36 protein-coding genes, 1 tRNA gene and 2 pseudogenes are annotated in these 21,738 nt (G+C 69.8%); 6 read left to right on the top strand and 33 right to left on the bottom strand.

What is annotated here, in order from left to right; translation table 11 throughout:
- Window positions 1-43: 43 nt before the first annotated feature.
- A complete protein-coding gene (locus BM204_RS15930; protein WP_091115369.1) occupies window positions 44-1,459 on the bottom strand; it encodes a hypothetical protein in 1,416 nt (471 codons plus the stop codon).
- Window positions 1,460-1,545: 86 nt separating this feature from the next.
- Here BM204_RS15930 and BM204_RS22725 point away from each other — a divergent pair, with 86 nt between their 5' ends.
- Entirely contained in the window at window positions 1,546-1,719 is a 174-nt protein-coding gene (locus BM204_RS22725) for a hypothetical protein (protein WP_170259190.1), read from the top strand.
- Window positions 1,720-1,748: 29 nt separating this feature from the next.
- Here BM204_RS22725 and BM204_RS15925 read toward each other — a convergent pair whose 3' ends face one another.
- The 29 genes and pseudogenes from BM204_RS15925 to BM204_RS15795 form a co-directional block, all read right to left on the bottom strand.
- Window positions 1,749-2,228 carry a hypothetical protein gene (locus tag BM204_RS15925; RefSeq protein ID WP_091115367.1) on the bottom strand — a complete coding sequence of 160 codons (480 nt, stop codon included), beginning with the start codon at window positions 2,226-2,228 and terminating at the stop codon, window positions 1,749-1,751.
- On the bottom strand, window positions 2,225-2,557 hold the full coding sequence (locus tag BM204_RS15920; protein ID WP_091115364.1) for a hypothetical protein: 333 nt from the start codon (window positions 2,555-2,557) through the stop codon (window positions 2,225-2,227). The genes BM204_RS15925 and BM204_RS15920 overlap by 4 nt, the downstream gene beginning before the upstream one ends.
- Complete coding sequence (locus BM204_RS15915; RefSeq protein WP_091115362.1) at window positions 2,554-2,820, bottom strand: hypothetical protein; 267 nt, start codon at window positions 2,818-2,820, stop codon at window positions 2,554-2,556. Before BM204_RS15915 ends, BM204_RS15920 begins: the two co-directional genes overlap by 4 nt.
- Complete coding sequence (locus tag BM204_RS15910) at window positions 2,817-3,329, bottom strand: hypothetical protein (protein WP_091115360.1); 513 nt, start codon at window positions 3,327-3,329, stop codon at window positions 2,817-2,819. The genes BM204_RS15915 and BM204_RS15910 overlap by 4 nt, the downstream gene beginning before the upstream one ends.
- Window positions 3,330-3,432: 103 nt before the next feature.
- Complete coding sequence (locus BM204_RS15905) at window positions 3,433-3,699, bottom strand: DUF7352 domain-containing protein (protein ID WP_091115357.1); 267 nt, start codon at window positions 3,697-3,699, stop codon at window positions 3,433-3,435.
- Complete coding sequence (locus tag BM204_RS15900; protein ID WP_143099797.1) at window positions 3,696-4,148, bottom strand: hypothetical protein; 453 nt, start codon at window positions 4,146-4,148, stop codon at window positions 3,696-3,698. The genes BM204_RS15905 and BM204_RS15900 overlap by 4 nt, the downstream gene beginning before the upstream one ends.
- A 529-nt stretch (window positions 4,149-4,677) precedes the next feature.
- A complete protein-coding gene (locus tag BM204_RS15895) occupies window positions 4,678-6,324 on the bottom strand; it encodes a DnaB-like helicase N-terminal domain-containing protein (protein WP_091115353.1) in 1,647 nt (548 codons plus the stop codon).
- A gap of 178 nt (window positions 6,325-6,502) precedes the next feature.
- Complete coding sequence (locus BM204_RS15890; protein ID WP_091115351.1) at window positions 6,503-7,117, bottom strand: hypothetical protein; 615 nt, start codon at window positions 7,115-7,117, stop codon at window positions 6,503-6,505.
- Window positions 7,114-7,323, bottom strand: a complete 210-nt coding sequence (locus BM204_RS15885) for a hypothetical protein (RefSeq protein ID WP_091115349.1) — start codon at window positions 7,321-7,323, stop codon at window positions 7,114-7,116. The genes BM204_RS15890 and BM204_RS15885 overlap by 4 nt, the downstream gene beginning before the upstream one ends.
- Entirely contained in the window at window positions 7,320-7,667 is a 348-nt protein-coding gene (locus tag BM204_RS15880; RefSeq protein WP_091115347.1) for a MerR family transcriptional regulator, read from the bottom strand. The genes BM204_RS15885 and BM204_RS15880 overlap by 4 nt, the downstream gene beginning before the upstream one ends.
- Window positions 7,664-8,017, bottom strand: a complete 354-nt coding sequence (locus BM204_RS15875) for a hypothetical protein (protein WP_091115345.1) — start codon at window positions 8,015-8,017, stop codon at window positions 7,664-7,666. Before BM204_RS15875 ends, BM204_RS15880 begins: the two co-directional genes overlap by 4 nt.
- Window positions 8,014-8,244 (bottom strand): Lsr2 family DNA-binding protein, encoded by a 231-nt coding sequence (locus BM204_RS23665; RefSeq protein ID WP_439895896.1) that lies wholly within the window; start codon window positions 8,242-8,244, stop codon window positions 8,014-8,016. Before BM204_RS23665 ends, BM204_RS15875 begins: the two co-directional genes overlap by 4 nt.
- A gap of 252 nt (window positions 8,245-8,496) precedes the next feature.
- Window positions 8,497-8,742: pseudogene (locus BM204_RS23305) on the bottom strand (WhiB family transcriptional regulator); the annotation flags it as partial.
- A gap of 41 nt (window positions 8,743-8,783) precedes the next feature.
- Entirely contained in the window at window positions 8,784-8,969 is a 186-nt protein-coding gene (locus BM204_RS15865) for a hypothetical protein (protein ID WP_091115340.1), read from the bottom strand.
- Window positions 8,969-9,523 (bottom strand): RuvC family protein, encoded by a 555-nt coding sequence (locus BM204_RS15860; protein WP_091115338.1) that lies wholly within the window; start codon window positions 9,521-9,523, stop codon window positions 8,969-8,971. The genes BM204_RS15865 and BM204_RS15860 overlap by 1 nt, the downstream gene beginning before the upstream one ends.
- Before the next feature lie 252 nt (window positions 9,524-9,775).
- Window positions 9,776-10,393 (bottom strand): hypothetical protein, encoded by a 618-nt coding sequence (locus tag BM204_RS15855; RefSeq protein WP_091115335.1) that lies wholly within the window; start codon window positions 10,391-10,393, stop codon window positions 9,776-9,778.
- Window positions 10,390-10,653 (bottom strand): hypothetical protein, encoded by a 264-nt coding sequence (locus tag BM204_RS15850; protein ID WP_091115332.1) that lies wholly within the window; start codon window positions 10,651-10,653, stop codon window positions 10,390-10,392. Before BM204_RS15850 ends, BM204_RS15855 begins: the two co-directional genes overlap by 4 nt.
- Window positions 10,650-11,555: a 3'-5' exonuclease family protein gene (locus BM204_RS15845; RefSeq protein ID WP_091115330.1), complete on the bottom strand. Its 906-nt coding sequence runs from the start codon at window positions 11,553-11,555 to the stop codon at window positions 10,650-10,652. Before BM204_RS15845 ends, BM204_RS15850 begins: the two co-directional genes overlap by 4 nt.
- Window positions 11,552-12,751 (bottom strand): recombination directionality factor, encoded by a 1,200-nt coding sequence (locus BM204_RS15840; RefSeq protein WP_091115328.1) that lies wholly within the window; start codon window positions 12,749-12,751, stop codon window positions 11,552-11,554. The genes BM204_RS15845 and BM204_RS15840 overlap by 4 nt, the downstream gene beginning before the upstream one ends.
- Before the next feature lie 2 nt (window positions 12,752-12,753).
- Window positions 12,754-12,990: a hypothetical protein gene (locus BM204_RS15835; protein ID WP_091115325.1), complete on the bottom strand. Its 237-nt coding sequence runs from the start codon at window positions 12,988-12,990 to the stop codon at window positions 12,754-12,756.
- Window positions 12,990-13,928 (bottom strand): hypothetical protein, encoded by a 939-nt coding sequence (locus BM204_RS15830; protein ID WP_091115323.1) that lies wholly within the window; start codon window positions 13,926-13,928, stop codon window positions 12,990-12,992. The genes BM204_RS15835 and BM204_RS15830 overlap by 1 nt, the downstream gene beginning before the upstream one ends.
- Entirely contained in the window at window positions 13,925-14,902 is a 978-nt protein-coding gene (locus BM204_RS15825) for a hypothetical protein (protein WP_091115321.1), read from the bottom strand. Before BM204_RS15825 ends, BM204_RS15830 begins: the two co-directional genes overlap by 4 nt.
- Window positions 14,899-15,036 (bottom strand): hypothetical protein, encoded by a 138-nt coding sequence (locus BM204_RS22720; protein ID WP_170259189.1) that lies wholly within the window; start codon window positions 15,034-15,036, stop codon window positions 14,899-14,901. The genes BM204_RS15825 and BM204_RS22720 overlap by 4 nt, the downstream gene beginning before the upstream one ends.
- Complete coding sequence (locus tag BM204_RS15820) at window positions 15,033-15,494, bottom strand: hypothetical protein (protein ID WP_143099795.1); 462 nt, start codon at window positions 15,492-15,494, stop codon at window positions 15,033-15,035. The genes BM204_RS22720 and BM204_RS15820 overlap by 4 nt, the downstream gene beginning before the upstream one ends.
- Window positions 15,491-15,844: a hypothetical protein gene (locus BM204_RS15815; protein ID WP_091115315.1), complete on the bottom strand. Its 354-nt coding sequence runs from the start codon at window positions 15,842-15,844 to the stop codon at window positions 15,491-15,493. Before BM204_RS15815 ends, BM204_RS15820 begins: the two co-directional genes overlap by 4 nt.
- 2 nt (window positions 15,845-15,846) lie before the next feature.
- Window positions 15,847-16,125, bottom strand: coding sequence for a hypothetical protein (locus BM204_RS15810; RefSeq protein WP_091115312.1), 279 nt, complete (start codon window positions 16,123-16,125; stop codon window positions 15,847-15,849).
- 78 nt (window positions 16,126-16,203) lie between these two features.
- Window positions 16,204-16,410 carry a helix-turn-helix domain-containing protein gene (locus tag BM204_RS15805; protein WP_091115310.1) on the bottom strand — a complete coding sequence of 69 codons (207 nt, stop codon included), beginning with the start codon at window positions 16,408-16,410 and terminating at the stop codon, window positions 16,204-16,206.
- Window positions 16,407-16,928, bottom strand: coding sequence for a GIY-YIG nuclease family protein (locus tag BM204_RS15800; protein ID WP_091115309.1), 522 nt, complete (start codon window positions 16,926-16,928; stop codon window positions 16,407-16,409). Before BM204_RS15800 ends, BM204_RS15805 begins: the two co-directional genes overlap by 4 nt.
- Window positions 16,925-17,185, bottom strand: coding sequence for a helix-turn-helix domain-containing protein (locus BM204_RS15795; RefSeq protein ID WP_091115306.1), 261 nt, complete (start codon window positions 17,183-17,185; stop codon window positions 16,925-16,927). Before BM204_RS15795 ends, BM204_RS15800 begins: the two co-directional genes overlap by 4 nt.
- 301 nt (window positions 17,186-17,486) lie before the next feature.
- On the opposite strand from BM204_RS15795, the gene BM204_RS15790 reads away from it, so the two are divergent.
- From BM204_RS15790 to BM204_RS15775, 4 genes are all read left to right on the top strand, one after another.
- On the top strand, window positions 17,487-17,876 hold the full coding sequence (locus tag BM204_RS15790; protein WP_501037383.1) for a hypothetical protein: 390 nt from the start codon (window positions 17,487-17,489) through the stop codon (window positions 17,874-17,876).
- Between the two features lie 28 nt (window positions 17,877-17,904).
- Window positions 17,905-18,378: an ImmA/IrrE family metallo-endopeptidase gene (locus tag BM204_RS15785; protein ID WP_218031257.1), complete on the top strand. Its 474-nt coding sequence runs from the start codon at window positions 17,905-17,907 to the stop codon at window positions 18,376-18,378.
- The gene (locus tag BM204_RS15780; RefSeq protein ID WP_091115302.1) at window positions 18,375-18,722 is read left to right on the top strand and encodes a hypothetical protein; all 348 of its coding nucleotides are present in this window, start codon (window positions 18,375-18,377) and stop codon (window positions 18,720-18,722) included. Before BM204_RS15785 ends, BM204_RS15780 begins: the two co-directional genes overlap by 4 nt.
- Window positions 18,723-18,950: 228 nt before the next feature.
- Window positions 18,951-19,847, top strand: a complete 897-nt coding sequence (locus tag BM204_RS15775) for a tyrosine-type recombinase/integrase (RefSeq protein WP_170259187.1) — start codon at window positions 18,951-18,953, stop codon at window positions 19,845-19,847.
- A gap of 26 nt (window positions 19,848-19,873) precedes the next feature.
- Here BM204_RS15775 and BM204_RS15770 read toward each other — a convergent pair.
- Together BM204_RS15770 and BM204_RS15765 are read right to left on the bottom strand one after the other, a co-directional pair.
- Window positions 19,874-19,949, bottom strand: a tRNA-Arg gene (locus BM204_RS15770).
- A 63-nt stretch (window positions 19,950-20,012) separates the two neighbouring features.
- Window positions 20,013-20,876: a class I SAM-dependent methyltransferase gene (locus BM204_RS15765; RefSeq protein WP_091115297.1), complete on the bottom strand. Its 864-nt coding sequence runs from the start codon at window positions 20,874-20,876 to the stop codon at window positions 20,013-20,015.
- Between the two features lie 47 nt (window positions 20,877-20,923).
- Between BM204_RS15765 and BM204_RS15760 the strand changes: the two genes are divergently transcribed.
- Entirely contained in the window at window positions 20,924-21,496 is a 573-nt protein-coding gene (locus tag BM204_RS15760) for a helix-turn-helix domain-containing protein (protein ID WP_091115295.1), read from the top strand.
- 16 nt (window positions 21,497-21,512) lie between these two features.
- Here the strand turns inward: BM204_RS15760 and BM204_RS22715 are convergent.
- A pseudogene (locus BM204_RS22715) lies at window positions 21,513-21,738 on the bottom strand (HNH endonuclease); the annotation flags it as partial.

The raw sequence follows: 21,738 nt of genomic DNA, 5'->3' as shown, positions 1-21,738 counted from the left end.
TCCGCCGCTCTGCTGCGCTTCCTGGGTGATGGCTTCACGCGGGTCATGATGCCTTGCCGGTCGCCTCGAGCGCCGCCTTCTCCGCGCGCAGCCGCCGCGCGACCTCCGCATCGTGGGACCGCACGACCATCTTCGCGGCCTGGTCGGCGACGTCTGGCCAAAACACCAGCCGGCTGCCCCACGCCGCCGGCACCACCCGCCCGGCATACTCCGCCACGATCACGGAGTGCGCGCGGCCCGGGGCAGCCTGGGGCACGACGGCGGTGCGGCCGTCGATCGACGACGTCCACCGGCACACCCCGGCGACCTTCCCGCGGTCCATCCACTTCCGCACCGTCGACGCCGGAATCGGCAGCCCCGTCTGGGTGGTCGCGGCCTCGGCCGCCATTGTGATGTGGGTCCACCCGTCGCCGTCGGGGCCGCCCTTGAGGAGGTGGGACCGGACGGCGTTGGCGTACTCGCCCGGGGTGTAGGCCTTCCGGCAGCCGGTGCACTCCCACGACTGCCCGATCGAAGGGTCGACGATCCCGCCCTGGTTGGTGCACTCCGAGCAGGGGATCCGGGCCCGCGACTCCTCGGCCGCGGTGGGGACGCGGCGGGCGGCGCGCTCCTCGGCGTACGTCGGCGGCCCGAGCTCGGGGTACGTGGCCAGCACCTGCAGCCGCCGGCGAGCGGCCGTGGCGTCGGCCTTGACCTGGTCGAGGTGGACCCGGCCGGGGGTGCGGTGCCGGCACGGCTTCGGGTCACCGAACTTCCGGACCAGCTGGCGGCCGCACTCGAAGCACCCGATCCCACGCTCGGGCTCCCGCTCGTCGTGGAGCACGCCCTCGAGCTGGCGGCGCAGGGCGGCGATGTCGTCGGCGAACCGCACCCAGTCGGGGCCGTCGACGGCCTGGGCCATGCGGGTGAGGTGGTCGGCCAGGTAGTGAGTGATCCCGGTGACCGATGGCTTCGCGGGTGGGTGGTGGTCGAAGTGGTGGCGCCACTGGTAGTCCCACCCGATGAGCGGGAGCAGGGGTGGGACGACGTCGTGGGGGTGGTGGTCCTCGTCGAGGAGGTTGGCCTTGGGGTTGCCCTTGATGGGGCCGAAGCTGGTGATGAGGTCATCGGCGTCGGCGCCGGCCCTGGCGATGAGGACCATGGCGTCGCCGCCGGGGATGGGGGCGGCTGCGATCAGGCGGCCGTCGCGGCCACCCCTTGCGGCTTGCCAGCGGAGGTGGCGGCAGAGGTGGCGGATGTCGTCGAGGTCGACCCTGACTTTGCCGATGCATTCGGGGCAGGTGAGGGGGTGGTCGTTGTCGGCGTGCGCACGTCCGCAGAGGACGCAATGGGGTGCGGTGCAGGGGACGCATCCGTTGTGGGTGGACGGGTCAGGGCAGTCGTCGCGGTGCTCGCGGGTGACCCTGTGGCCGGCCTCTTGGTCGTGGTGGCAGGCGGGTGGGCGGCGGGTGTCGGTCACGCGTGCTCCTGGGTGGTGTCGGCGGTCGGAGTTACGGTCATCGGACTGGGCGTCCACACGGGACGCCCCGACGAAAGGGGCCAGACATGGCGGAATTTCCAGAAGCCCAGGCAGCGCTCTACGACGCGATCCTCGGCCTGCTCAAGGACGCAGAGGACTACTCGGGCAACACCCGAGCAGAGATGGTCCGCGATGCCGCGGTTGCCTACCGCGCCGTCAAGGGCGGGGCGCAGCCGGGCAGCAGCGTCATCGAGAAGTAGGCGTTGCCGGCGGGGGCAGGTGAGATCGATCATCGGAGCGCCTCCGCCAGGTCCTTCGCGAGGACCTGGACCGACCAGCTGAACAGACCCTCGTCGACCGTGGTGGCGACGAGGTGGCCCAGCCGGGGTCGAGCGTGCACGGTGCCGGTGTAGGTGATGCGCGAGACCGGCTCGTTGAGTGGCATCCCGTAGCGGTCTCGGCGCAAGTCCTCGGTGTTGACGCGGATCCAGCCGTGCACGTGGGCGAGGTCGATGCCGAGGAAGGCCGCGAGCCGGGCCTGCGCTCGGCGTTGGGTGTCGGTCGGCTCGGGGAACACCAGCCGTGCGGGTGGCGCGACCTCACCGAGGGGCACCACCTTGCCGAGGGTGGCCATCCCCAGGCGGCCGAGGTCGAGGATCCACCAGCGGGGAGCGCCAGGCCATCCCTCCCGCACACCGAGCGGGAGCCAGCGATCGGGCCGCCAGTCGAGTTGCCAGCCGAAGGCACGGACTGCGCGGATGGCACTCATCGGGCCCGCTCCCAGCCGGCGTCAACCAGCAGCTGCGCCAGCGCAGCCTCGCTGATCGTGACCGTGCCGTCGGCCTTCACCAGGACGCGGACCTCACCGGCGGTCGGGTCGCCCGGGTTGACCCAAACGAACTGGTCGGGGTGCTCGTGCCAGCCCGGCGTCGAGCACTCGACCCAGGCACACGACCCGTGGAGCGGACACCGTGAGTACTCGATGCGGACCATGCCACCGGTGAACCCGCGGCGCTGGCCGTCCCACTCGCAGAGGCAGCCCTCGGGGTGCACGTGGTGGTCGTACTCCCGCTGGGCCTCGCACGCTTCGCACCTCATCGGGCGTCCACCACGCTCGCCGACCAGGGCACCATGCCGCCCCAGAACGTGATCCAGATCGTGCCGCCCGCGGCGAGCTTGGCTAGGTCGTCGTCCTCGAGCTCGCAGCGCACCGAGAGGTTGCGTGCGCCCGACGGTCCGCGGTCGACCAGAGCCTCGACTGGCGCGATGTCGGGGTTGGTCAGGTCGCCGTCCGGAGCAGCGATGACCAGACGGGTCGCGCCTTCCCAGACCTCGGCGTCGGGGATGGGTGTGGGCCTCATCGGGTCTCCTCGGTGGTGGGGGTGTGGTCGAAACCGGGCAGGGCCTGAACGGCAAGCACTTCGCGGATCTCGAGCACGCCGTCGCGGCTCGGGTGGGGGTCGTGCCAGAGCCGTCCCTCGCGGTAGATGACCTGGTGCATGACGCCGCGGGGGCTCATCCCGGCGACCAGGGCGAAGTCGAACCGGTCGACGTCGGTCACGTGCTCGTGCTCGACGACCCACAGCCCGTGGCCAGCGAGGAAGCCGAGGACCATCGCCCACCAGTTGTTGCCGTGGCTGACCTCGGCGACGTCGTCAGAATCGCCGTAGGCGATGCCGAACTCGATGAAGTGCGGCACCTCGGCGAGAGGTACGCCGCAGATCGTGGCGATGCACGCCGCGACGCAGTTGCCCTTGCGGTTCGGGTCGCTGGCCAGGATGGTCTGGTCGGTCTTGACAGCAGGTCCTCGGATTCGGCCGAGGCGCATGGTCGGTGCGGTCTGGTCGGGCCGGGTGATCTGGTCGCTCATCGGGTGTCCTTCGTGGGGCGGTTCGGGACGTAGGGCTTGGGGCGCTCGTTGCACCCGCACCCCTGCTGCTGGCACTGGCAGTTACAGGACGGACGACACGTGCTCATCTGGTCTCCTCAGGGGCGTAGACGTGGAAGACGTAGGCACCGTCAGCCATGAGCACGGAGCCGACATGCCGCGTCCGGGGAGGCACACCACCGCCGGTGCCGACGACGTGCAGCTCGGCGGTGCACTCGCGCTCGAGGGTGTTGACCTCTGCCCAGACGGTGATCTGCTCGTACTGGTTCGCGGCGTGGATGAACCGGGCGCCCTCGTGGGTCGTAACCCGGCTTGCCGCCTCGGTCAGGACGTACTTGTGGATGACCTTCATGCGACCACTTCGCCGGCCACCGTCGACCCACCAAGCCGCTCCAGGAACCGCTCGATCATCAGGCTGCGGACCTCCGGCAACAGGCCACCCACCTCGAGCGCCGCCAAGAACGCCGTGGTCACCAGCTGCGCCCGCTCCTGCTCCAGCTCCACATGCCGCTCAGCGATCCCCATGTCATGCGCCGCCTTCGCGTACGACACCGCACGATCACGCCACAACCGCTCCTCCGTCGCCAACGCCCGGGCCCTCTCACCCGTCTCCACCCGAGTCCCATCACGACCAGCCGCGAACGTCGTCCCGACCAGGCCGGCGAGCTCGTGACCCGGCTCCGTGTCCATCTCGATCTGGATCCGCAGCAGCTCGCCGTACCCGTCCGAGCGCAGCACCGCGATCCGCATCTGGTTCAGCACCACCGTCCCCGGATCGAGCGGTGAGGCGTCGGCGGACACGTGCTCCGTGGACCAGGCAGCGAGGTTGCCCTCACCGATGACCTTCTCGAGCGTCGACGACCGGCCGGCGTGCATCCGGCACCGATCACGCCCCCGGATCGCCGAGCCGTGGCAGCGATCGCCGGTGCGCTTGGCGTTCCGGGCGCACTCCCACCGGTCGTGCTCCTCACACCACACAGCCCCCGAGCGCCGCATGGGGTCGTCCTGCCGCATGGCCCGGCCGGTCACGGAAAGCACCTCGAGCAGCTGAGGAGGAGGGCGAGGGTGGCGTCGGGGTCTCCGGTGATGCGTGCGACGTGGGCTGCCTGGATGAGGTGCTGGGTGGGGTGGTCGTGGGTGGTGTTGAGGTCGCCCTTTTTGGGTGGGCGAGGTGGGGGGTTGTTGGTGGTGTCTGGTTGGGCTCCAGTTCGACCTCGCCCCCGTAGGGAGGGGGACGGGGGGGCGAGGTCGATTTTGAGGTCGCCCCTGCTGGTCGGGGCGAGGTGGGGCGAGGTGGGGCGGGGTGGGTTGTTGGGGGTGTGGATGGTGTTCATGAGGCTTCCTGTTCGGGGTCGTCGAGGGCGCCGTCTTTGGCGGGGTGGGTGGTGTCTTCGGCCTGGTAGTAGGCCTTGATGTGGTGGTGGCTGATGCGGCCGCGGGACTCGGTCTTGGCGAGGATGTATTGGCGTGCGATGAGGAGCTCGAAGGCGGCGGCGAGGGCTTTCTTGTTGCCGCCGACCATCTCGATGAGGGCGCTGCGGGAGAGGCCGGGGGTGAGTTGGACGGTGCGGCTGATCTTCTCCATGAGGTGGGTGGGTTCGAAGGTGTCGCCGGTGCGGCCGGAGTTCTCTCCGGGGGGCATGAGGTGGGCGGTGAGGATGACGTCGGAGATGGTGGCGTCGAGGGTGAATTCGGCGATGGTGCGGCCGAAGGCGTGTTCGCGGACGTGGCCGGGGCGGTCTTTGGCGATCTCGACTTTCGCGAGGCCGCGTTTGCCGCGGGCGAAGGGTTGGATCATCTTCACGATGTAGGCGACGCCGTCGATGCCGGCGAGTTTGTGTTGGGCGCCGAGGGCGAACCTGTCTTGCTTTTCCTTGTCCTTGACGACGTGGTCGATCATGACGACGGAGGGGCCGTGGTCGGCGAGCCAGCGGGGGAGCATGGCTTGGAAGAGTGCGGAGTCGGCGTTGGAGTTGAGGTCGAAGCCGTGGGTGGTCATGGCTTCGGTGACGCCGTCGAGGATGACGAGGGCGACGCCTGCGAGGGCGGGTGCGAGTTGTGCGCGGCCGTCGTCGTCGAGGGGGCGGTCGGGGCGGATGTAGGCGAAGTGGGCGCGGATTTGGGTGGGGGTGGCGCCGAGGGCCATGAGTCGTCCGATGACGCGGTCGGCGCGGTCTTCGAAGTCGAGGAAGACGACGTTCTTGCCGTCTTCGAGGAGTTGGTGGGCGGCGATGAGGGTGAGCCAGGTTTTTCCGGATTCGGATTCGCCGCTGATGGTGTGGACGGCGCCGTCGTAGAGGAGTGCGATGCCGTCGGTGCGGCGGAGCATGGTGGGGGGTGGGTCGAGGTGTTCGCCGGCGAGGACGGGTTCGAGGTCGACGGGTGACCAGGTGGTGGTGGTTGGGGGGTTGGCGAGGTCGTCGCGGGCTTGGATGAACGCGGCTGCGGTGGTGTTGAGGATTTCGTCGACGTCGGTGTCGGGGCCGGGGTTGCGGAGCTTCTGGAGGTTGCGTTCGTGGAGGGTGATGGCGGCGCGGCGGCGGGCGAGTTGGTCGACGCGGTGGGCGTAGTGCTCGGCGATGCCGGGGCGGTCGTAGGCGGAGGACCAGAGGTCGTAGATCAGGGGGCCGTCGAGGGGTGGTCGGAGTTGGCCGGTGTCGACGAGGCGGGCGATCACGGCGGGCGCTTCGGTGGGTTGGCCGGCGCCGTGGAGGTGGGAGACGGTGCGCCAGAGGGTTTCGTGGTGGGGCCAGTAGAAGTCGGTGCCGGTGACGATTTTCGCGACGGTGGGGAAGGTGTCGGGGTGGGCCATGATGGCGCCGATGACGGCGGATTCGGCTGCGTGGTCTGAGGGTGGGGTGCGGTCACCCGTGGGTGGTCGGGTGGTGCCGTTGCTGCGTGGGGTGGCTGGCTCGGGTGGGTCTTCCCAGGCTGGTGGTTCGTCGACGAGTGGTGGTCGGTCGTCGGTGTGTGTCACTGGGTGGTTGTCCCTCGGTCCGTGGGGAAGCGGATGGTGGGTGGTGGTGCTCGCCCGGGGAGCAGGTGCGCCGGCCGGCTTGGAAGGTGTCCGGCCTGGGTGGGCGTCCTTCGGTCCGATGGGCCCTGGTCTGCGGCGCTGGTGGGCTGTCGGTGGCGTTGACTCCCCGGGCGTGGTGTTAGGCCACGGCGAAGGGGTTTGTTGCTGGTCGGTCGTCGTCGATCTCTTCGTCGCCCGGGATGTCGTCGCCGTCGTCGTCGCCGCCGAGGTCGGGGTCCTCGTCGATGTCGAGGTCGTCCAGGTCCTCGTCGTCGTCCGGGTCCTCGTCGGTGCTGGCGAACGGGTCGGCGGCCGCGGCCTCGGCGGAGTGCAGCGGGGCCTGGTCGTCGGCGCCGCAGAGGTTGCAGGTGGTGCCGTCGATGGCCTCGGGGTCCTGGACGTAGGTGTGGGGGCGGTGCTTCGCGCCGGCGGCGAGGACGTCGGTGACCTTGGGCTCGAGGTCGTCGCCGGTCTCGATGCGGAGCTGGCCGTCGGCGAGTTGGCGCTCGTAGTGGAAGGAGCGGGCGAGCTCGCGGAGGTGGTCCTCGGTCATGGTGTTGGGGGCGGGCTCGATGGTGAGGATGTTGAGTACGACGGACTCGTCGCCGTTGCGCTTCTCGGCGCGGGCTTCGGCGACGAGCTCGACGACGGCGAGGACTTTCTTGCCGAGGTTGTCGTGGCAGCGCTTGGCGAGTTCTTCGGTGATGCCGGTGGAGCTGGTGCCCTTGGTGGCGATTTTGGCGGTGGTGGTCATGCGGTGGCTCCTGTCGAGGTGGTGGGCAGTGCGGGGTCTTGGCGGGCGTAGTCGAGGCGGGCCTGGGCGTCGGCGAGGTCGGCTTCGTACGTTGCGAGGAGGCTGCGCTGGTGGGCGAGTGCCTGGTCGATGCGTTCGACCCGGCGTTGCGCGACTCCGAGGGCTTCCTCTGCGCGCTGGTGCGGGGTCTTGGACTGGCGGGTCATGCGGCGGTGTCTCCTGTTCGGCTGATGGGTCGTATGACGTCGGGGAGGGGGTCTCCTGCGAGGTCGACGTCGGCGATGGGGAAGAGGAGGTAGCCGCGGAGTCGGGCGCGGCCGTGCTCGAGGAGCTCGTGGGCGATGTCGCGGGCTTGGGGCATTGGGATGCCGGCTTTGGTGAGGCGTGACATCTGGACGGCGAGGTCGATTTGGTCGTCGGGGTATTTGCGGGGGATGCCGCTGCCTGGTGCCGGGTTGCCGGTGGGGGTGAGGTAGCCGGCGCGGGTCCAGTAGTCGACCTGGCGGTAGGTGAGGTCGGCGACGATGGTGAGGTCGTGGGCGGTGATCATGCGGCACCGTCCTGGGTGCGTTGGATGCGGCGGCGGGCGCGTTGGTATTCCTGCTCGCCGCGGCGGGTGGCGGGGTCGGTGGCGCCGGCGACGAAGCGGGCGTGTGCTCGGCGGCGTTCGTCTTCGGTGAGGAGCAGGGGCTTGCGGGTGGTGGCGGCGGGGCTGGTTGGGATGTCGCCGGTGGCTGCTGCGGCGGCGAGGAGGTGGATGAGGGCGGGGATCTGGGTGGGGTGGAGGTCGGGGAGGTGGCGGAGGGTGGCTTCGGCGCCGTCCCATTGGGTGTCGGTGATGATCTGGCGGGCGATGGCCCGGGTTGCGGGGGAGGCGACGATGCTGTCGGGGAGGGTCATGACGCGGCCGCCGTCTGCTGGTGTGCGGCTTCGTAGGCGTCGAGCAGGTGCGCGGGCAGCACGCCGCGTGTGGGGGCGTCGAGGTCTTGGTCTGTTGCCCACTCGCGGATGCTCTTCGAGGTGACGCCGAGGGCGGCGATTCGCTGGGCTGGGTTGTAGTGGTTGCGGTGCCGTCCCTGACGGGTTGCCTTGGGTGCGATGGGTGCGATGGGTGCGATGGGTGCCATGGGGGCCACGGGCGAGGGCGGGGCGTCGGGGTGCTGCAGCGTCTTGTTCAGTGCGACCAGGGCGTTGGCCACGACCTTGCGGGCGGCGCGGACCGTTGGGTCTGGGTGTCCTTCGGTGGCTGCCAGGACGGTGATGATCTGGTCGGCGTACGACGGCTGGGTTTCGGCCATGGTGATCGGGTCCTTCGTGATGAGGTGCAGCGGTACAGCTGGTGTGGGCACCGGGTCCGGTGTCGTGGTGGGTTGGCGGTTCTTCTTGAGCCCGCGGCGTTCGCGTTCGGAGAGGCCACCCCAGATCCCGAACCGTTCGTCGCGGTCGAGCGCGGCTTCGAGGCACTGCTCGCGGACGTCGCAGGACTGGCAGATCGCTTTGGCTTCGCGGGTGGATCCGCCCTTGTTGGGGAAGAAGAGCTCGGGGTCGACCTGGGCGCACAGGGCGTCGGCGGTCCAGGGTGGCGGGGCGACGATGCTGGACAGCTCGTGGCCAGGTCGGTTGATGGACAGAACGGCTGGGGCGTGGTCTTGGCGATGGATGGCCATCAGAGAGCCGTGATCTGGTCCGTTGGGTCGCGGGTGACGTGCTCGCGCTGGTGGGCTTGGCCGGCGACGTCGGCGCCGAGGCGGCTGGGGCGCAGCGTCCGCCAGCTGCAGGTGGAGCAGGTGGCGGTGAAGCCGCCGCCGGCTTCGACGCGGGACACGCGGATGTGTGCGAGCTGGGTGACCATCAGAACGGGACCTCTTCGAAGGGCCACCGCACGGATGCGGTGACGGCGGCGTGGGTGGCGGGCAGGGATGCCTCGATGGGGTGGCCGAGGTGGCGGGCGCCCATGGCTGCGAGGACGAGGGCGTCGGCTTCGTCGTTGCCGCCGACCTCGACGTCGGGGTAGCGGCGTACGACGGCGGCAAGGACCTGGTCCTTGGAAGCGTTGCCTTTGCCGGTGGCGTACTTCTTGAGGACCGAGGGAGGGACTTCGACGGTGGGCCAGCCGTAGGCGTGGAGGCGTTCGGTGACGAGCCACCAGAGCCCGGAGCGGTCGTGCATCCCGGGGTTGGACTGGTGGTAGGCCGGCCCCTCGATGACGACGAGGTCGGCGCCGTTGACCGGGACGAGGATCTTGACTGCGAGTCGGCGCAGGCGGTCGGTGCGGTCGGCGAGGGTGGCGTCCTTCTTGCCGTTTGACTTGACCCGTTGCACGGTCCAGGACTCGCGGCCGTCGCCTGTCTCGATGACGGCGACGCCGGTGGAGGTGAGGGAGAGGTCGAGGCCGATGATCTTCACTCTGAGTCCCCTCGTCCCGGTCGGTCGTGGCGGTCGGGGACGCCGCTGGTGGAGTGGTGGACGCACCCTTTGGGGGCGTCGTGGGGTGTGGGGTTGTGGCAGGGGCCGGGGCCGCGGTCGTCGGTGCAGGAGGGGTTCATCGGCGGACCACCCCGGGGCAGGCGGTGTAGTGGGTGTTGGTGTCGGCGGGGAAGACGCGGGTGCGGCAGGCGTGGCAGCGGGGGCCGAGGAGCCAGTCGAGGAAGACGCCGATCACCGGTCCACCCCCAGCACAACAGCGGCCTGCTCGACCTGGTCCCACTTGGTCTGGTCGCCGGCATGGCGGTCCGGGTGGGCGTGACGGCGGGCGCTCCGCCAGGTCGACCTCAGCGAGTCGTGCTCGAGGTTGAGGTGCTCGGGCGGCACGTTGACGTAGCACGCGAGGATGGCGACCGCTCGTTCGCGGGTCATGTGGGAGGCGGGCATCTCTCGGCCGGCCGGGAGCGCCTTGAATCCGGCGTATTGCTCGCCGCGCTTCGTGATGCCGTACCGGTCGACCTTGCGTAGGGCCTCGAGGGCGAGGGCGATCGCGCGGAGGTTGTCCTGCCAGGTGGAGAAGGTGTCCGTGCCGTAGGTGAGCGGGCCGTGCGCGGATTCGAATGCGATCCGCACGGCCGGGCTGACTGGGCGGGCGTCGGCGCGGAGCATCCCGTCGTTGCGGATGTGGCGTTCGGCTACGTCCACCTCGAGCACCAAGTCGCGGCCCTTGAGGTGTCCGACCTCGCTGAAGAGCAGAGTCTGAGTGTTTCGGAGCGAAGAGCCGAACTGTGAGGGTCGGTGCTTGCCTGAGAAGACGGTGCGGTCGCTGATGGGACGGACGACGTACCTCACCGGTGGGCCCCCTTGCAGCGGCCGCCGCAGACGCAGTCGACGACCGTGTCCTGGGTGCCGAGCCCAGCGATCCGCAGCTGACGCTGGAAGGACCGCTGGATCTCGTAGTGCGCCCGCCCGTGGTTCCCGGCCACCCGGTGCGCGTGGGACCGGGCGATCCCGTCGGCGCGCTCGGCCGCGATCGCGACCTCGACCGGGTCAGGTTGGAACTCGGCGGCGGGGACGACGCGGCCGACGAGGTGGAGCGGCTGGCTGCTCATGCCGCCACCGCCTGGCGGTGGGCTCCGGCGCAGGCGTCGTCGTGCAGGGGCCAGGCGCCGCAGCACCCGTCGTGGTCCTTGCCCACACGGTCGAAGAACGACCGCAGGCCGTCCATCTGCTCGCGGCGCCACGCGACCTCGTGGTGGTGCAGCGTCGCCAGCTTCCACGCCGCGACCTGCGGCCACGCCTCAAGCAGCTTCCGCAGCAGCCGGGCAGCGGCGACCGCGTCGTCGGCAGCGTCGTGGGCGCCACCGTGACGGACCCCGTAGTGGCCACACAGCGACTCGAGCTTCCGGTCGGTCGACCCGCAGCCCCCGCACTTCACCTTCCCGCCCCGGCACCCCCCGCACTCGTGGTGGGACTCCTCGGGGTTGCAGCCGGCCGCCTTGTAGCAGGCCTTCCGGTAGGGATCGAACTGCTTCTCGATGACCATCGGGTCGACGACACCAGTGACCCCAGCCGGCCGCGACGACAAGGTGGGGACGTCGTAACGGCCGTTCTCCGCCTCGAGCAGGGTCAAGTCGTAGGCAGCGTTCTGGATGACCACGCCGGCTTCACGACCCATGGCGGCGCCGAGCTGGGCGGTGATCTCGAAGACCGCGGCGTGCGCCGGGATCAGGGAGGTGACGGTCTTGCCGGTGGAGTCGACCATGGTGCGGTGCGCCCACCCGGGGCGCCCGATGGTTTGGGCGATGCGGTCGGTGGTCCACCCGTGGATCGCGGCGGCTTCGTCAGGAATCTCGACGCCGGGGTCGATGAGCCACCGCATGGCGCGGGGTCGCTGGCCGGGGGTCATGTGGACGATGGCAGCGGTGACGATGCGGGCCTCGGCGAGGTCGATCCCGGTGGTCTCGGTGTCGAAGGCGACCAGGGGCAGGTCGTGCCACTTCGGGGCGCTCATGCCGGCACCGCCTGGTCTTGGCGGGCGACCAGGTGCTGTAGGTAGGCCTGCAGCTCGCCGGCGGATGCCTCAGCGGACATCAACCCACCGGAGAACGCGTTGTAGCCGTCCTCGACGTCGGGCAGCGACATGCCCTGCTCGCCGCCGGCCTTGAGGATCTGCTGCCAGACCTCGTCCTCCGACGGGCCCGCGGCCGTGTCGGGAACGATCTCGGCGTCGACGACACCGTCCTCGTCCGGCACCGCAGCAGCGGGCTGCGCGGGTGCCGGCTGGGTGGCGGCGTCCTTGAGGTCGTGCGCGCGGGCCTTCCACGCGGCGACCAGGTCGACGTGCCGCTGGTTCTGGGGAGCAGCCGGGCCGAGGAGATGCGCGGCCTTGCCCTGGTCCCAGATCACGATCAGGTCGTCGGTGCTTGCCGCGGCGGCGACGCGGGCGAAGAAAGCGTCGTACGGGTCCGGCTCGGCCGTCGTCTTCGAGGAGCCAGCGGGCAGTGCGGCACGGCCCTGCGTGGGTCCCTCGAGCTCGGTCGTGGTGCCGGACTTCTCGGCCACAATCTCGCGCAGCCGCGCGGCGCCGATCTGTAGGTCGAGCACGGGCACCACGAAGCGGGACGTCTTGCCGTCCTTCACGCTACGGCGCTCGATCATGTTGAGGTGCGCGGGGACAAGGTCTCCGACGAACTGGGCGAGCTCGGCCACGGCCGGAATCTCGGCCGCGGCGTTCCAGCCGTGGGACTCCATGCGCCACGCGCCGATCGCCTCGAGCTCGGGGAGCATGAGCGAGAGCCGGGTGGTGGGCTTGGCCTCGGTGTGCGGGTTGAGGCGCTTGCGGCCGACGTCGACGAGCTCGGTGGTGTTGCAGGGCTCGCCGTCTGCGGTGCGCTCGCCGTCGCACCGGTGAATGCAGCCGCCTGCGGCCCAGAACTCCATCCACTGCGACAGGCCGCCCTTCATGGCGATCACGGGGATGCTGGTGGTGTCGGTGAAGACCTCGAACTCGGGCTTGCCGCCGTTGTCCCAGGCTCGGGGCTGGCCGCCGTAGAGGACGGCGAGGTCGTCGATGTAGCGCTTGTTCGCCGAGGTGAAGCGGAACGCGGCGAGCTTCAGGGGGCGGCCGTTGCCGCCTTCCTTGGCGCCGAGGCGGATGCGGCCGAGCTCGGCGAAGCGGCGCTGCAGGGTGAGAGGTGAGATGGGCATGATCAGGAGTCCTTCGTCTGGAGCGGGGTGAACGAGAAGGCGGTCCCGGGTCCGTCGTCGCCGACGAGGCGGATGTGGCCGCTGTCGGATCCGATCTGGATCTCGAACCGCATAAGGTCGAGCTCGCGTGCGATCTGGTGCGCGAGGTAGTCGAGGGGCTCGGCGTTGTCGGGCACGGTGATCTCCACCGAGCCGGTGCCGCGGCGTGCGTGGAAGGCGACGGCGTAGGTCGTGGGCATCAGGCGACCGCCTTTGGCTCGGCCACGACCGGGGCGTCGATCCGCTCCCACGCCTTGACCTCCTGGGAGTGGAAGAGCCGCTGAAGCTCCACCGCACCGAGGAACGCCTTGAACACGTCACGCCCCGCCGGCTGCGGGATCAGCGCGTGCGAGTCACGCCGCCAGTTCAAGATCGCCGCCCCCTCAAACTTCGGGACCGACACCACCGACTCGTCCGGCAGCACCGCCTCCTCGGCGTACCGAAGAGCGGCTAGCTGCAGCGGCTGGTCGGCGTAGACCACGTCGACGGGCTTCGTCATCGACGACTTCCCGTCGAGGAGCCACAGCTTGCGGCGGTCCCATGCGGTGAACGACGTGCGCCCGGTCGCCTGGTCGTAGGCCAGCGGCAGGTGCACCCACAGGTCGCCCGTGCCGGCGTAGCCGTGCTTCCTGCTGATGACGGTGAGCTCGGCGGCCTCGACGTGGCGGTCGAGGTCAACGCGCCACGCCTCGAGAAACCGGACGTGACCCTCGACGAATGGGGCGACCTCTTCGTCGTAGGGGAGCGCGCCGCCGAGGACCACGGCGTGGGCGTGAGCGTGGACGAGGGTGCCGAAGTCGGCGGCCTTCTCCCACGTGTTCTTGTGCTCGGCCTTGATCGCGGAGGTGATGCAAAACCGGCAGGCTCCGCACCGCTCGGCGACCCGCTTGCGGGCGCATGGGCCCTCGGCGGGCTGGCGGCTGGTGGCGACCATCTGGGGGAGCCGGTCCCAGGCCGCGGCCGCGGTGGCCTTGGCAGCGGCCGGGACGAGGGCGGGCTTGGCGACGACGCCCTGGGCGTTGGTGACCGACATGAACCCGGGGTCGGGCAGGTCGGCCAGCGGGCAGCCCTCGGTGCCGCAGTCTCCGTAGTAGCGGCCCTTGCCCTTGATGTCGCGGGCGTGCTTTGGGGCCGTCATGCCCGCCCACCACCCTCGGCGCGCTCGGCGATGTAGGCCTTCAGGACATCGAGGACGATCTGCTCCTGAGCGCCCTCCGGGTTGGAGTACTTCGACTCGTCTCCCTCAGGGATCAACCCTGCGAGCTCGGAGGACCAGTCCTCCCAGCGACGCTGAGACCAGAACCCCGACGGGGTGCGACCCCGCGCAGCATCAAGCGCGGTTCGCAGCTCTGTCACGGCGTCGAAGCGGGCTCGGTCTTTCGCCTGGATGACGCGAGCGACGGCCGACGACAGGTCGGGCCGGATGTAGGTGCTCTTGTCCTCCTCGTAGTAGCCCGGGAGGTTCCGCAGGATGTTGTGCAGCGCGTTCTGCGTGACGTCCCATGCCTTGGCCGCGTCGTTGACCCGGCCCAGGTGCCAGTTGTCCATCAGGGCGATGAACGGGCCCGTGTCCGGGATCGGCCACGCGTAGCGGGTCTGACCGCGAGGGTCGGAGTCGGCCCGGATCCAGTACGCGATGCCGTCGTGGTCAGTGCCATCGAAGACCCAGCACCGGCCGTCCGCCAGATCGAGAAGCCCGTGCACGTCGTCGGGCGGCGCCTCACCGGTGCCGTTGATGATCTGGCGCCCGCCGAGATCGACGCGGGACTGGACGGCGTACATCTCGGACTCGGCCTGTTCGCGGAAGAACTCGGCCACACCTAGGAGGTCGACCAGGGCGTCGACCCGGGCGTCTGCCACTGCTGCACGGGCGAGAGCGTCGGCGTAGCGTCGGGCGGCCGGCGAGGTGACCGGCAGGCCGGACTCGCGTGCGCTGGCCCGGAGAGACTTCGCGACGAGTTCGGGCGGGCCGTCGATCTCGAGGAGCTGGGGCAGCAGCTGCTCGAAGTCCGAAGACCAGCTCCGGGCTTTCTCCCACTCGTGGCGAGGCCAGCGGGTGGTCCGCTCGAGGTGGCCGAGGTCGGTGGGCTCGGGGGTCTGCTCGGTGCTCATGCCGCACCTGCCACGGTCTCGTTGACGGTGCCGCCGCAGGCCTCCACCAGAACCCGGTCGGCGTCGCTGGGTGGGCGGAGCCATGGATCGGACTGCACGAGAACGGCCGTGACCTCCCACTGCGGGGCACTCATCCGAGCACCCCGGCGTCGTCCTGGCCGTCGATGACGCAGTCGCGGCACTCGCCACGGCACTCGTCACAGAGCAACTCGTAGTGCGGGCACGCCCGTTCGGTGTGCCCGGCGCACAGGGCGTCGGGGCAGACACAGATCAGGCGGTCGCAGTCGGTGCCGACACAGCCGTGGTGCTGGTCGTCCTCGACCCACATCCCGGTCGGCTCGTGGAGGTAGCCGGTGGGGCGGAGGTCGATGGGTGTGTCGAGGTCGTAGATCGTGTCCTCGATGACGGCGGGGTCGGTGGTGGCCCAGGTACGGATCCCGAGCTCGATCGCCATGTTGGTGAGGCCCTCGGCGACCAGGGGGTCGAGGAGGAACAGTCCGTCGAAGTCGGGGTGGGCCGAGGCGATGACGCCGGCGGCGTCAGCGATGGCCATGAGGTCGTCGTCCCAACCGGGCTGCATCGCGGCGCTCATGCCGTGCACCCGGTGGTGACGGCAACCAGCGGGCGGCCGGTAGGGCGGGGGCGGGTGAACTTAAGGACCAGGCGGATGCCGTAGGGCTGCAGGAGCCCGGTAGTGGCGACCTGCTCCCACCGCTTCCCGCTGATCCGCTGCCCGACCGGGTGTGAGGTCGTGTCGGTGGCGGTGAAGCCGGAGGCGACCCAGGCGTCGTACGACGCGGCGACGACGCTGACCGTGAAGCACGGGGAGGCGGTCGAGGGAGAGTGGATGGTGAGGGGGGCGCCGAGGCCGTGGTCGTGGATGTGCTGGACCAGGGCGAGGAGCGCCGTGGGCGCCTGGAGGGTGACGGTCGCGGTGCTCATCGTCAGATCACCCGCTCGACACGGATGTGCACGACGGCGATCTCGACGGGGTCGGGCTCGGACTCGTCGTCCCAGAGCGTCACGGCGAGCCACTCGCCGCTGTTCCGGTCCACGACGAGCGACAGGGAGCGCTTCGGTGTGTCGTCGCCAAGGATGTGGCCGAGGTCGACGGTCGAGCCGCGGTCGTTGTCGACCAGGGTCTCGAGGAGGTCGAGCGCGATGTCCTCGATCTGGTCCGTGGTGAGGTCGAGGTTGGTGTTGGTGGTGCTGGTCTCCGTCATGGGAGACTCCTTCCAGTTCGTGCGCCCTGGTCATGCCGACAAGCTCTGGCCGGGGCGCCGGCTATTTCGGGTGGTGGTTCAGGACGCCTTCGCGGCGGCGTGGGGGCACTCGACGCCGAGGACCCAGGCGCTCATGCAGTCGCGGTGCACACGCCACGAGGCGCCCGCCTTCGACTGCCCGCCGTGCAGCACCCCGGACTCGAGGGCCCGACGCACGGTCACGGGGTGACGGCCCGTCTCGGTGGCGACCTCGCGGGTCGAGAGCCAGATCGTCGTGGACTTCATGACGGCACCCCCCGGACGTTGTGGAGGGGGCGCATCTCAGCGATCGCCAGTGCCTCGGCCGCCAGTGCCGCCGAGCGCGTCTCGTGACGGCTGAGCGTCCCTCGGTGCATTGCGGTGGCGAACCACGGCGCGGTGGATCGGTGCGCCTTGTGGCGGTTGAACAGGTTGTTGCTCTGGCCGACGTACAGCACACGTCCCGTGGCGTCGTAGTAGGCGTAGACCGCGAAGCCGCCAGGGTTCGCGGCGGCGGCCTCGCACGCCTCACAGGCCAGCACATGCTGGGGTAGCTCGGCGATGGGCCGCACGATGCTGTTGGCGGAACCGCAGGCGAACCGTGCTCCGAGGATCGTGCGGCCGTCGATGGTTGCGAGGACGGCGTAGGTGGGCCGGTGCGCGCGAGACCTCTTGTGAGACCGCTCGGACACCACGTAGGTGGTCTTGATCTTCGTGCGCATGGCGCCGGCGGGCCGAGGTGCGTTGCAGTGAACGTGTGAGATCACGTCGTAGAGCTCGGTCATGCCGGCACCCGGGCCTGCTGCACGACCAACGTCACGGGGTCCCGGACGATCGCCTCGACCGGGACGTTCAGCGCGTTGGCGATGCGGTAGAGGACCTCAACAGAGGCCTCCTTGCGCTCGTTCTCGATGTTGTCGAGCGTCGAGTACGAGATCAGAGTCTCGGTCGCGAACGGGCCCGGCTTCTTGCCGTCCTTGACCCGTAGCGCACGGATCGCGGCCCCATTGTGCCGCTTCAGCTTGCTGGTCTTCACTGCCATACGGAAGAGACTAGAAGAGGAAATCGGCGGTGTCTAGAGAAAGCCGGAAGAAAGTGGAAAGACGCAGGTCAGAGCCACTATTGGGGGTGGCACTACATCGTTGTTCTTCCGGCTATCGTCCTTCTGACCTCTTCAGAGTCCTCCTAGACTCTTCCGATCTCTTCCTGTGAGGCTGTGCCCCGTGGAACACGACCGATCCGCCCGCAAGCGACTGGGGCGGGCAGTACGAGCAGCCCGGCAAGACGCCGGCTACGCCAACCGCGAGGACTTCGCCGCCCAAGTAGGGCGATCTGCCCGACAGGTGCAGGCCCTCGAGAACGGCGAGACCGGGGTCGGGCCGGACACCTACGCCGCTGTAGCGAAGGTGCTCGATTGGAAGCTCGACAAGGTCTACGCGTACCTCGAGGGCGAACAGCCCGGGTCGCCGGTTCCGCCCTCGTTGACAGTCGTCAGCGATGACCAGCTCCTGGCAGAGATCGCACGCAGGTTCGCGCGTGCCGAGCAACGAGAGCGAGGTGAGCCTGGTGGAGACACCACCGCCACCACAGTGCCGGCCCGAGAGCCGGCACCCCCGCATCTGCGGGTAGCAGCACGAGACATCGGGGAGCCGTCGAGAGGGCAGCGCAAGAGAGCTGCGCTCGACGAGCTCGGCGAGGAACACCAGGGCGACGCTCCTGACGGCGGTGCCTGACGCCCGTCCCTCATGTGGGGACGGGGCGGTGTCGGCGGAGGCCTTTACCTTCGGTCGCATGTATCACCCATGGGGACGATTCCGGGATCTCGCTCACTTCACGCTCCGCTGGGCGCACCTGCCCGAGGGGGTGCTCGGTGTCACCGACTTCGACGGGAAGACGGTGACGCTGGCCCACGGGCTCGACCAGGCCGAGAGGCGGTCGACGATCGCGCACGAGGTCGAGCACATTGACCGCGGCTGGTCGCCGTGCACCACCCGGGAGGAATGCCAGATCGAGCGGGCCGCGGCACAGAAGTTGATCGGGATCCGTGAGCTCGGCGAAGCGCTCGCGTGGGCGAGGGACCTCGAGGAGGCGGCCGAGGAGCTGTGGGTCGACGTCCCGCTCCTGCGGGTCCGGTTACAGCACCTGCACCCCGCCGAGCGGGCTTACCTGCGACGGCGGCTCGCGGATGAAGGCACAGACGAGCAGGACACGACGAGCGAGACGAGGAACCAATGAGCCAGGAAGACACCGCAGGAGAAGTGCCCACCCCCGAGAAGCAACCGCGAGGCCGCCTGGGTTGCGTAGGTATCGTCACCGCGCTGATCGTCCTAGCGGTCGGGTGGCAGCTCCTCGACGGTGACGACAGCAGCGACGACGTCAAGGGCGAGGGGGGCGCGCGAGTAGCGTGCGAGCGCTTCGCGAAGCAGCAGTACGGGGCCGGGGGCTTCTCAGCGCCGGACCTCGCCAACCAGATCGGCGACCGATGGAAGCTCGAAGCTGATTTCGACGGAGGACGGTACTTCTGCGTCGTCGAGCTCGACGGGGATGACTGGGTCCTTCGCGAGCTCACGGTGAAGTGAGCAGTCATGGCGTGGGCTGAGCGGCTTGACTCAGGGCGTTACCGCGGTGTCTACCGTGACGGCCACGGACGGCGCCGGTCGCTCGACCAGACCTACACCCACAAGGCGCGGGCCGAGCGGGCCGCGGGGGCGGCCGAGGAGAAGGCGCGCAGGTCGATGGCCGCCGACCCGGACGCCGGTCGTAGGCCGTGGGGGGAGTGGTGCGACGAGTGGTGGCCCACCCGAGGTGTGGAGGACTCGACCCGTCGTACGGACGCCGGGCGTCGAGCCAATCACCTGGACCCCAGGTGGGCGAAGATTCCGATCGGGTCGATCCGCCGGCATGACGTGAAGGAGTGGGCCGCGGCCCTGGCGAAGAGCGGGACCGGGCCGGGCACGGTGCAGCACTGCGTGCGGCTCCTGTCCGTGTCGTTGGCGGCCGCGGTCGATGCTGAGATCATCACCGTCAACCCCGCATCCGGGATCAAGCTGCCGCCGGGGGCGCAGGAGGTCGAGCGGTTCCTGACCCGGGAGGAGTACGACGCGGTCGTCGCTCAGCTGCCGACGACGCGGGATCACCTGATCGTGCACACGCTGGCGTTCACGGGGATGCGGTGGGGCGAGATGGCTGGGTGGCACCGGGCACGGTTCGTGCCGGAGCGTGGGGTCGCGAGGGTGGTGGAGACCTTCGAGGAGAAGTCGGGGCTGGTGAAGGCGTACCCGAAGGGGCGCAGGGTGCGAGACGTGCCGGTCCCGGCCTGGTTGGTGAATATGCTGGGGGAGGCGCTCGAGGACGACCCGGGGTCGTGTGGGCTCGAGCACCGGGTGGGGGTGTGCCGGTCAGGGCTGGTGTTGACCACGGGCAGCGGGACGGTGTTGCGGGATTCGAACTGGTCGGGGCGGGTGTGGCGGCCGGCTGTGGAGCGGGCGGGGATCGGGCACTGTCGTCCGCATGATCTGCGGCACACGTACGCGTCGTGGTTGCTGCAGGACGGGGTGCCGTTGGCGCGTGTGGGGAAGCTGTTGGGGCACGTGTCTCCGATGACGACCCAGAAGTATGCGCACCTGCAGCCGGGGGACGACGAGAGCGTGTTGGCGGCGTTGGGTGCCCCAGGTTTGCCCCAGGTGCGGGGGCGGGTTGGGTGACATTGGGGTGTTCGTGCAGGTCAGGTTGGTGCCCCCGACAGGATTCGAACCTGTGACCGGCGGATTAGAAGGCCGCTGCTCTATCCACTGAGCTACGGGGGCGGGGGATCGGTCAAGGACCGATCCGCGCGCAAGGATAGCCCTCGCCATCGGGCAGTCGGTGCGTCACCTGCGCGCGATCAGCAGCTGGCGCTCGGCCCTGACGTGGAGGTCGCCTCGACGACGTACGTCGGCCGTGCCGCCGTCGAGCAGCAGACCGAGCTGTTCGTCGTCGACCAGCCCGAGTCGACCAGCGACCGCATCACGGATGCGCGTCAGCAGGGCGAAGGCGTAGTCGCCGGCCACCGGAGGAAGTGGTGGCGCGAGGTCGACCTCGATGGTGCGTTCGGTCTCCGCGGCGAGTCCGGCGCGGCTCAGCCTCGAGCGCCAGTCACCTCCCATGGTCGGCATGTCGACCGCTCGGTCCCCGGCAAGCAGGGCGTGGGCATTGGACTCCGCGACACCCCCCGCTGTGTCATCGGGAAGGAAGCGAGGATGGCCGGTCAGCTCGATCACCGCCAGCAGGCCGCCTGGTCGGATCACCGATGCAATGTCGGCCAAGGTGACGTCCGGCTCGGCCAGGTGGTGCAGCGAGCCCGACGCCCAGGCCACGTCGACGGGGGGCAGGTCGGGCAGGCCCTGGTCGAGGTCCGCTCGGAGCGTCGACACGCGGGAGGAGACCCCGAGGTGTCGAGCGCGGTCTCGCACGTGCTGCAGCATGTCGTCGGACTGGTCCAGCACCAGGGCGTGGGCGCCGGGGAAGCACTGCAGGAGACCGAACGTCCCGCTTCCGGTCCCCGCCCCGAGATCGAGGATGGTGCGCACCCGACCCTCGACCAGCGTGCGGACGTCGGCGCGAGCGTCCGCGAGTGATGCCGCGAGGACCTGCGCATCGAGGTCGAGCAGTGTCGGGAGACCGCTCGGCCGGTCGTCGCCGTGCGGGTGAGAGCGCCGTGCGGAGTGGGGATGGGGATGGCCGCCAGGGTTCATGGGTCCAGCGTAGGCACGACTTGCGCGATTGGCATACTATCTTGCGTATGACGCAAGACGGTGAGCTCGACCTCCTCGTGCGACAGCGCATCCGGGGTCTCCGGGCGTCCCGCGGATGGTCCCTCGACGATCTCGCCGGACGCTGCTTCCTCAGCGCGTCGACCCTGAGTCGCATCGAGACTGGTCATCGTCGCATCGGCCTCGACCAGCTGACCGCGATCGCTCGGGCGTTGGGGACCTCGATCGACCAGCTCGTCGAGGCCGAGGACGACCAGGACGTGGTGATCCGGCCACACCAGGACGAGGTGCGAGGGACGACGACCTGGCTCCTGTCACGCGACCACGGGCCGCACGGTCTGAAGGTCGTGAAGATTCGCCTCACCCAACCGCCTCCGCGCCGCGGCGACGGCGAGCTGCCCGTGCACCCCGGCCATGACTGGTTCGCCGTCCTGTCCGGCACCGTGGTGTTGCTCCTGGGTGAGCGCACCATCAGGGTGGAGGCGGGCCAGGCGGCGGAGTTCTCGACGATGGTCCCGCACGCCTTCGGCGTCGACGGTGGCCCCGCCGAGATCATCGCCATCCTCGATCCCGACGGCGAACGCTCCCACCTGCGCCGCTGACACGCTCGCGCGCACCTCAGGGGTCGGTGAGGTCTCTTGTGCCGGTGGGGGTGACGAGCATGGTCTGGCCGTGGGGTTCTTGCCAGAGGAAGGTGCCGGGGGTGAGTTGTTGGTAGGTCCAGCCGGCGTGGGTCTTGAGCTGGTGGTGATGTCTGCATAGGGGTGCGAGGTTGCATTCGCAGGTCACACCGGTTCTGGTGTGGGCGGTGAGGTGGTCGAGGTCGCAGGACCTGGACTTCTTT

Origin of the sequence: Nocardioides psychrotolerans (genome assembly GCF_900113685.1) — a bacterium.
GTDB classification, from domain to species: domain Bacteria; phylum Actinomycetota; class Actinomycetes; order Propionibacteriales; family Nocardioidaceae; genus Nocardioides; species Nocardioides psychrotolerans.
This window is presented reverse-complemented; position numbering and strand designations above follow the sequence as displayed.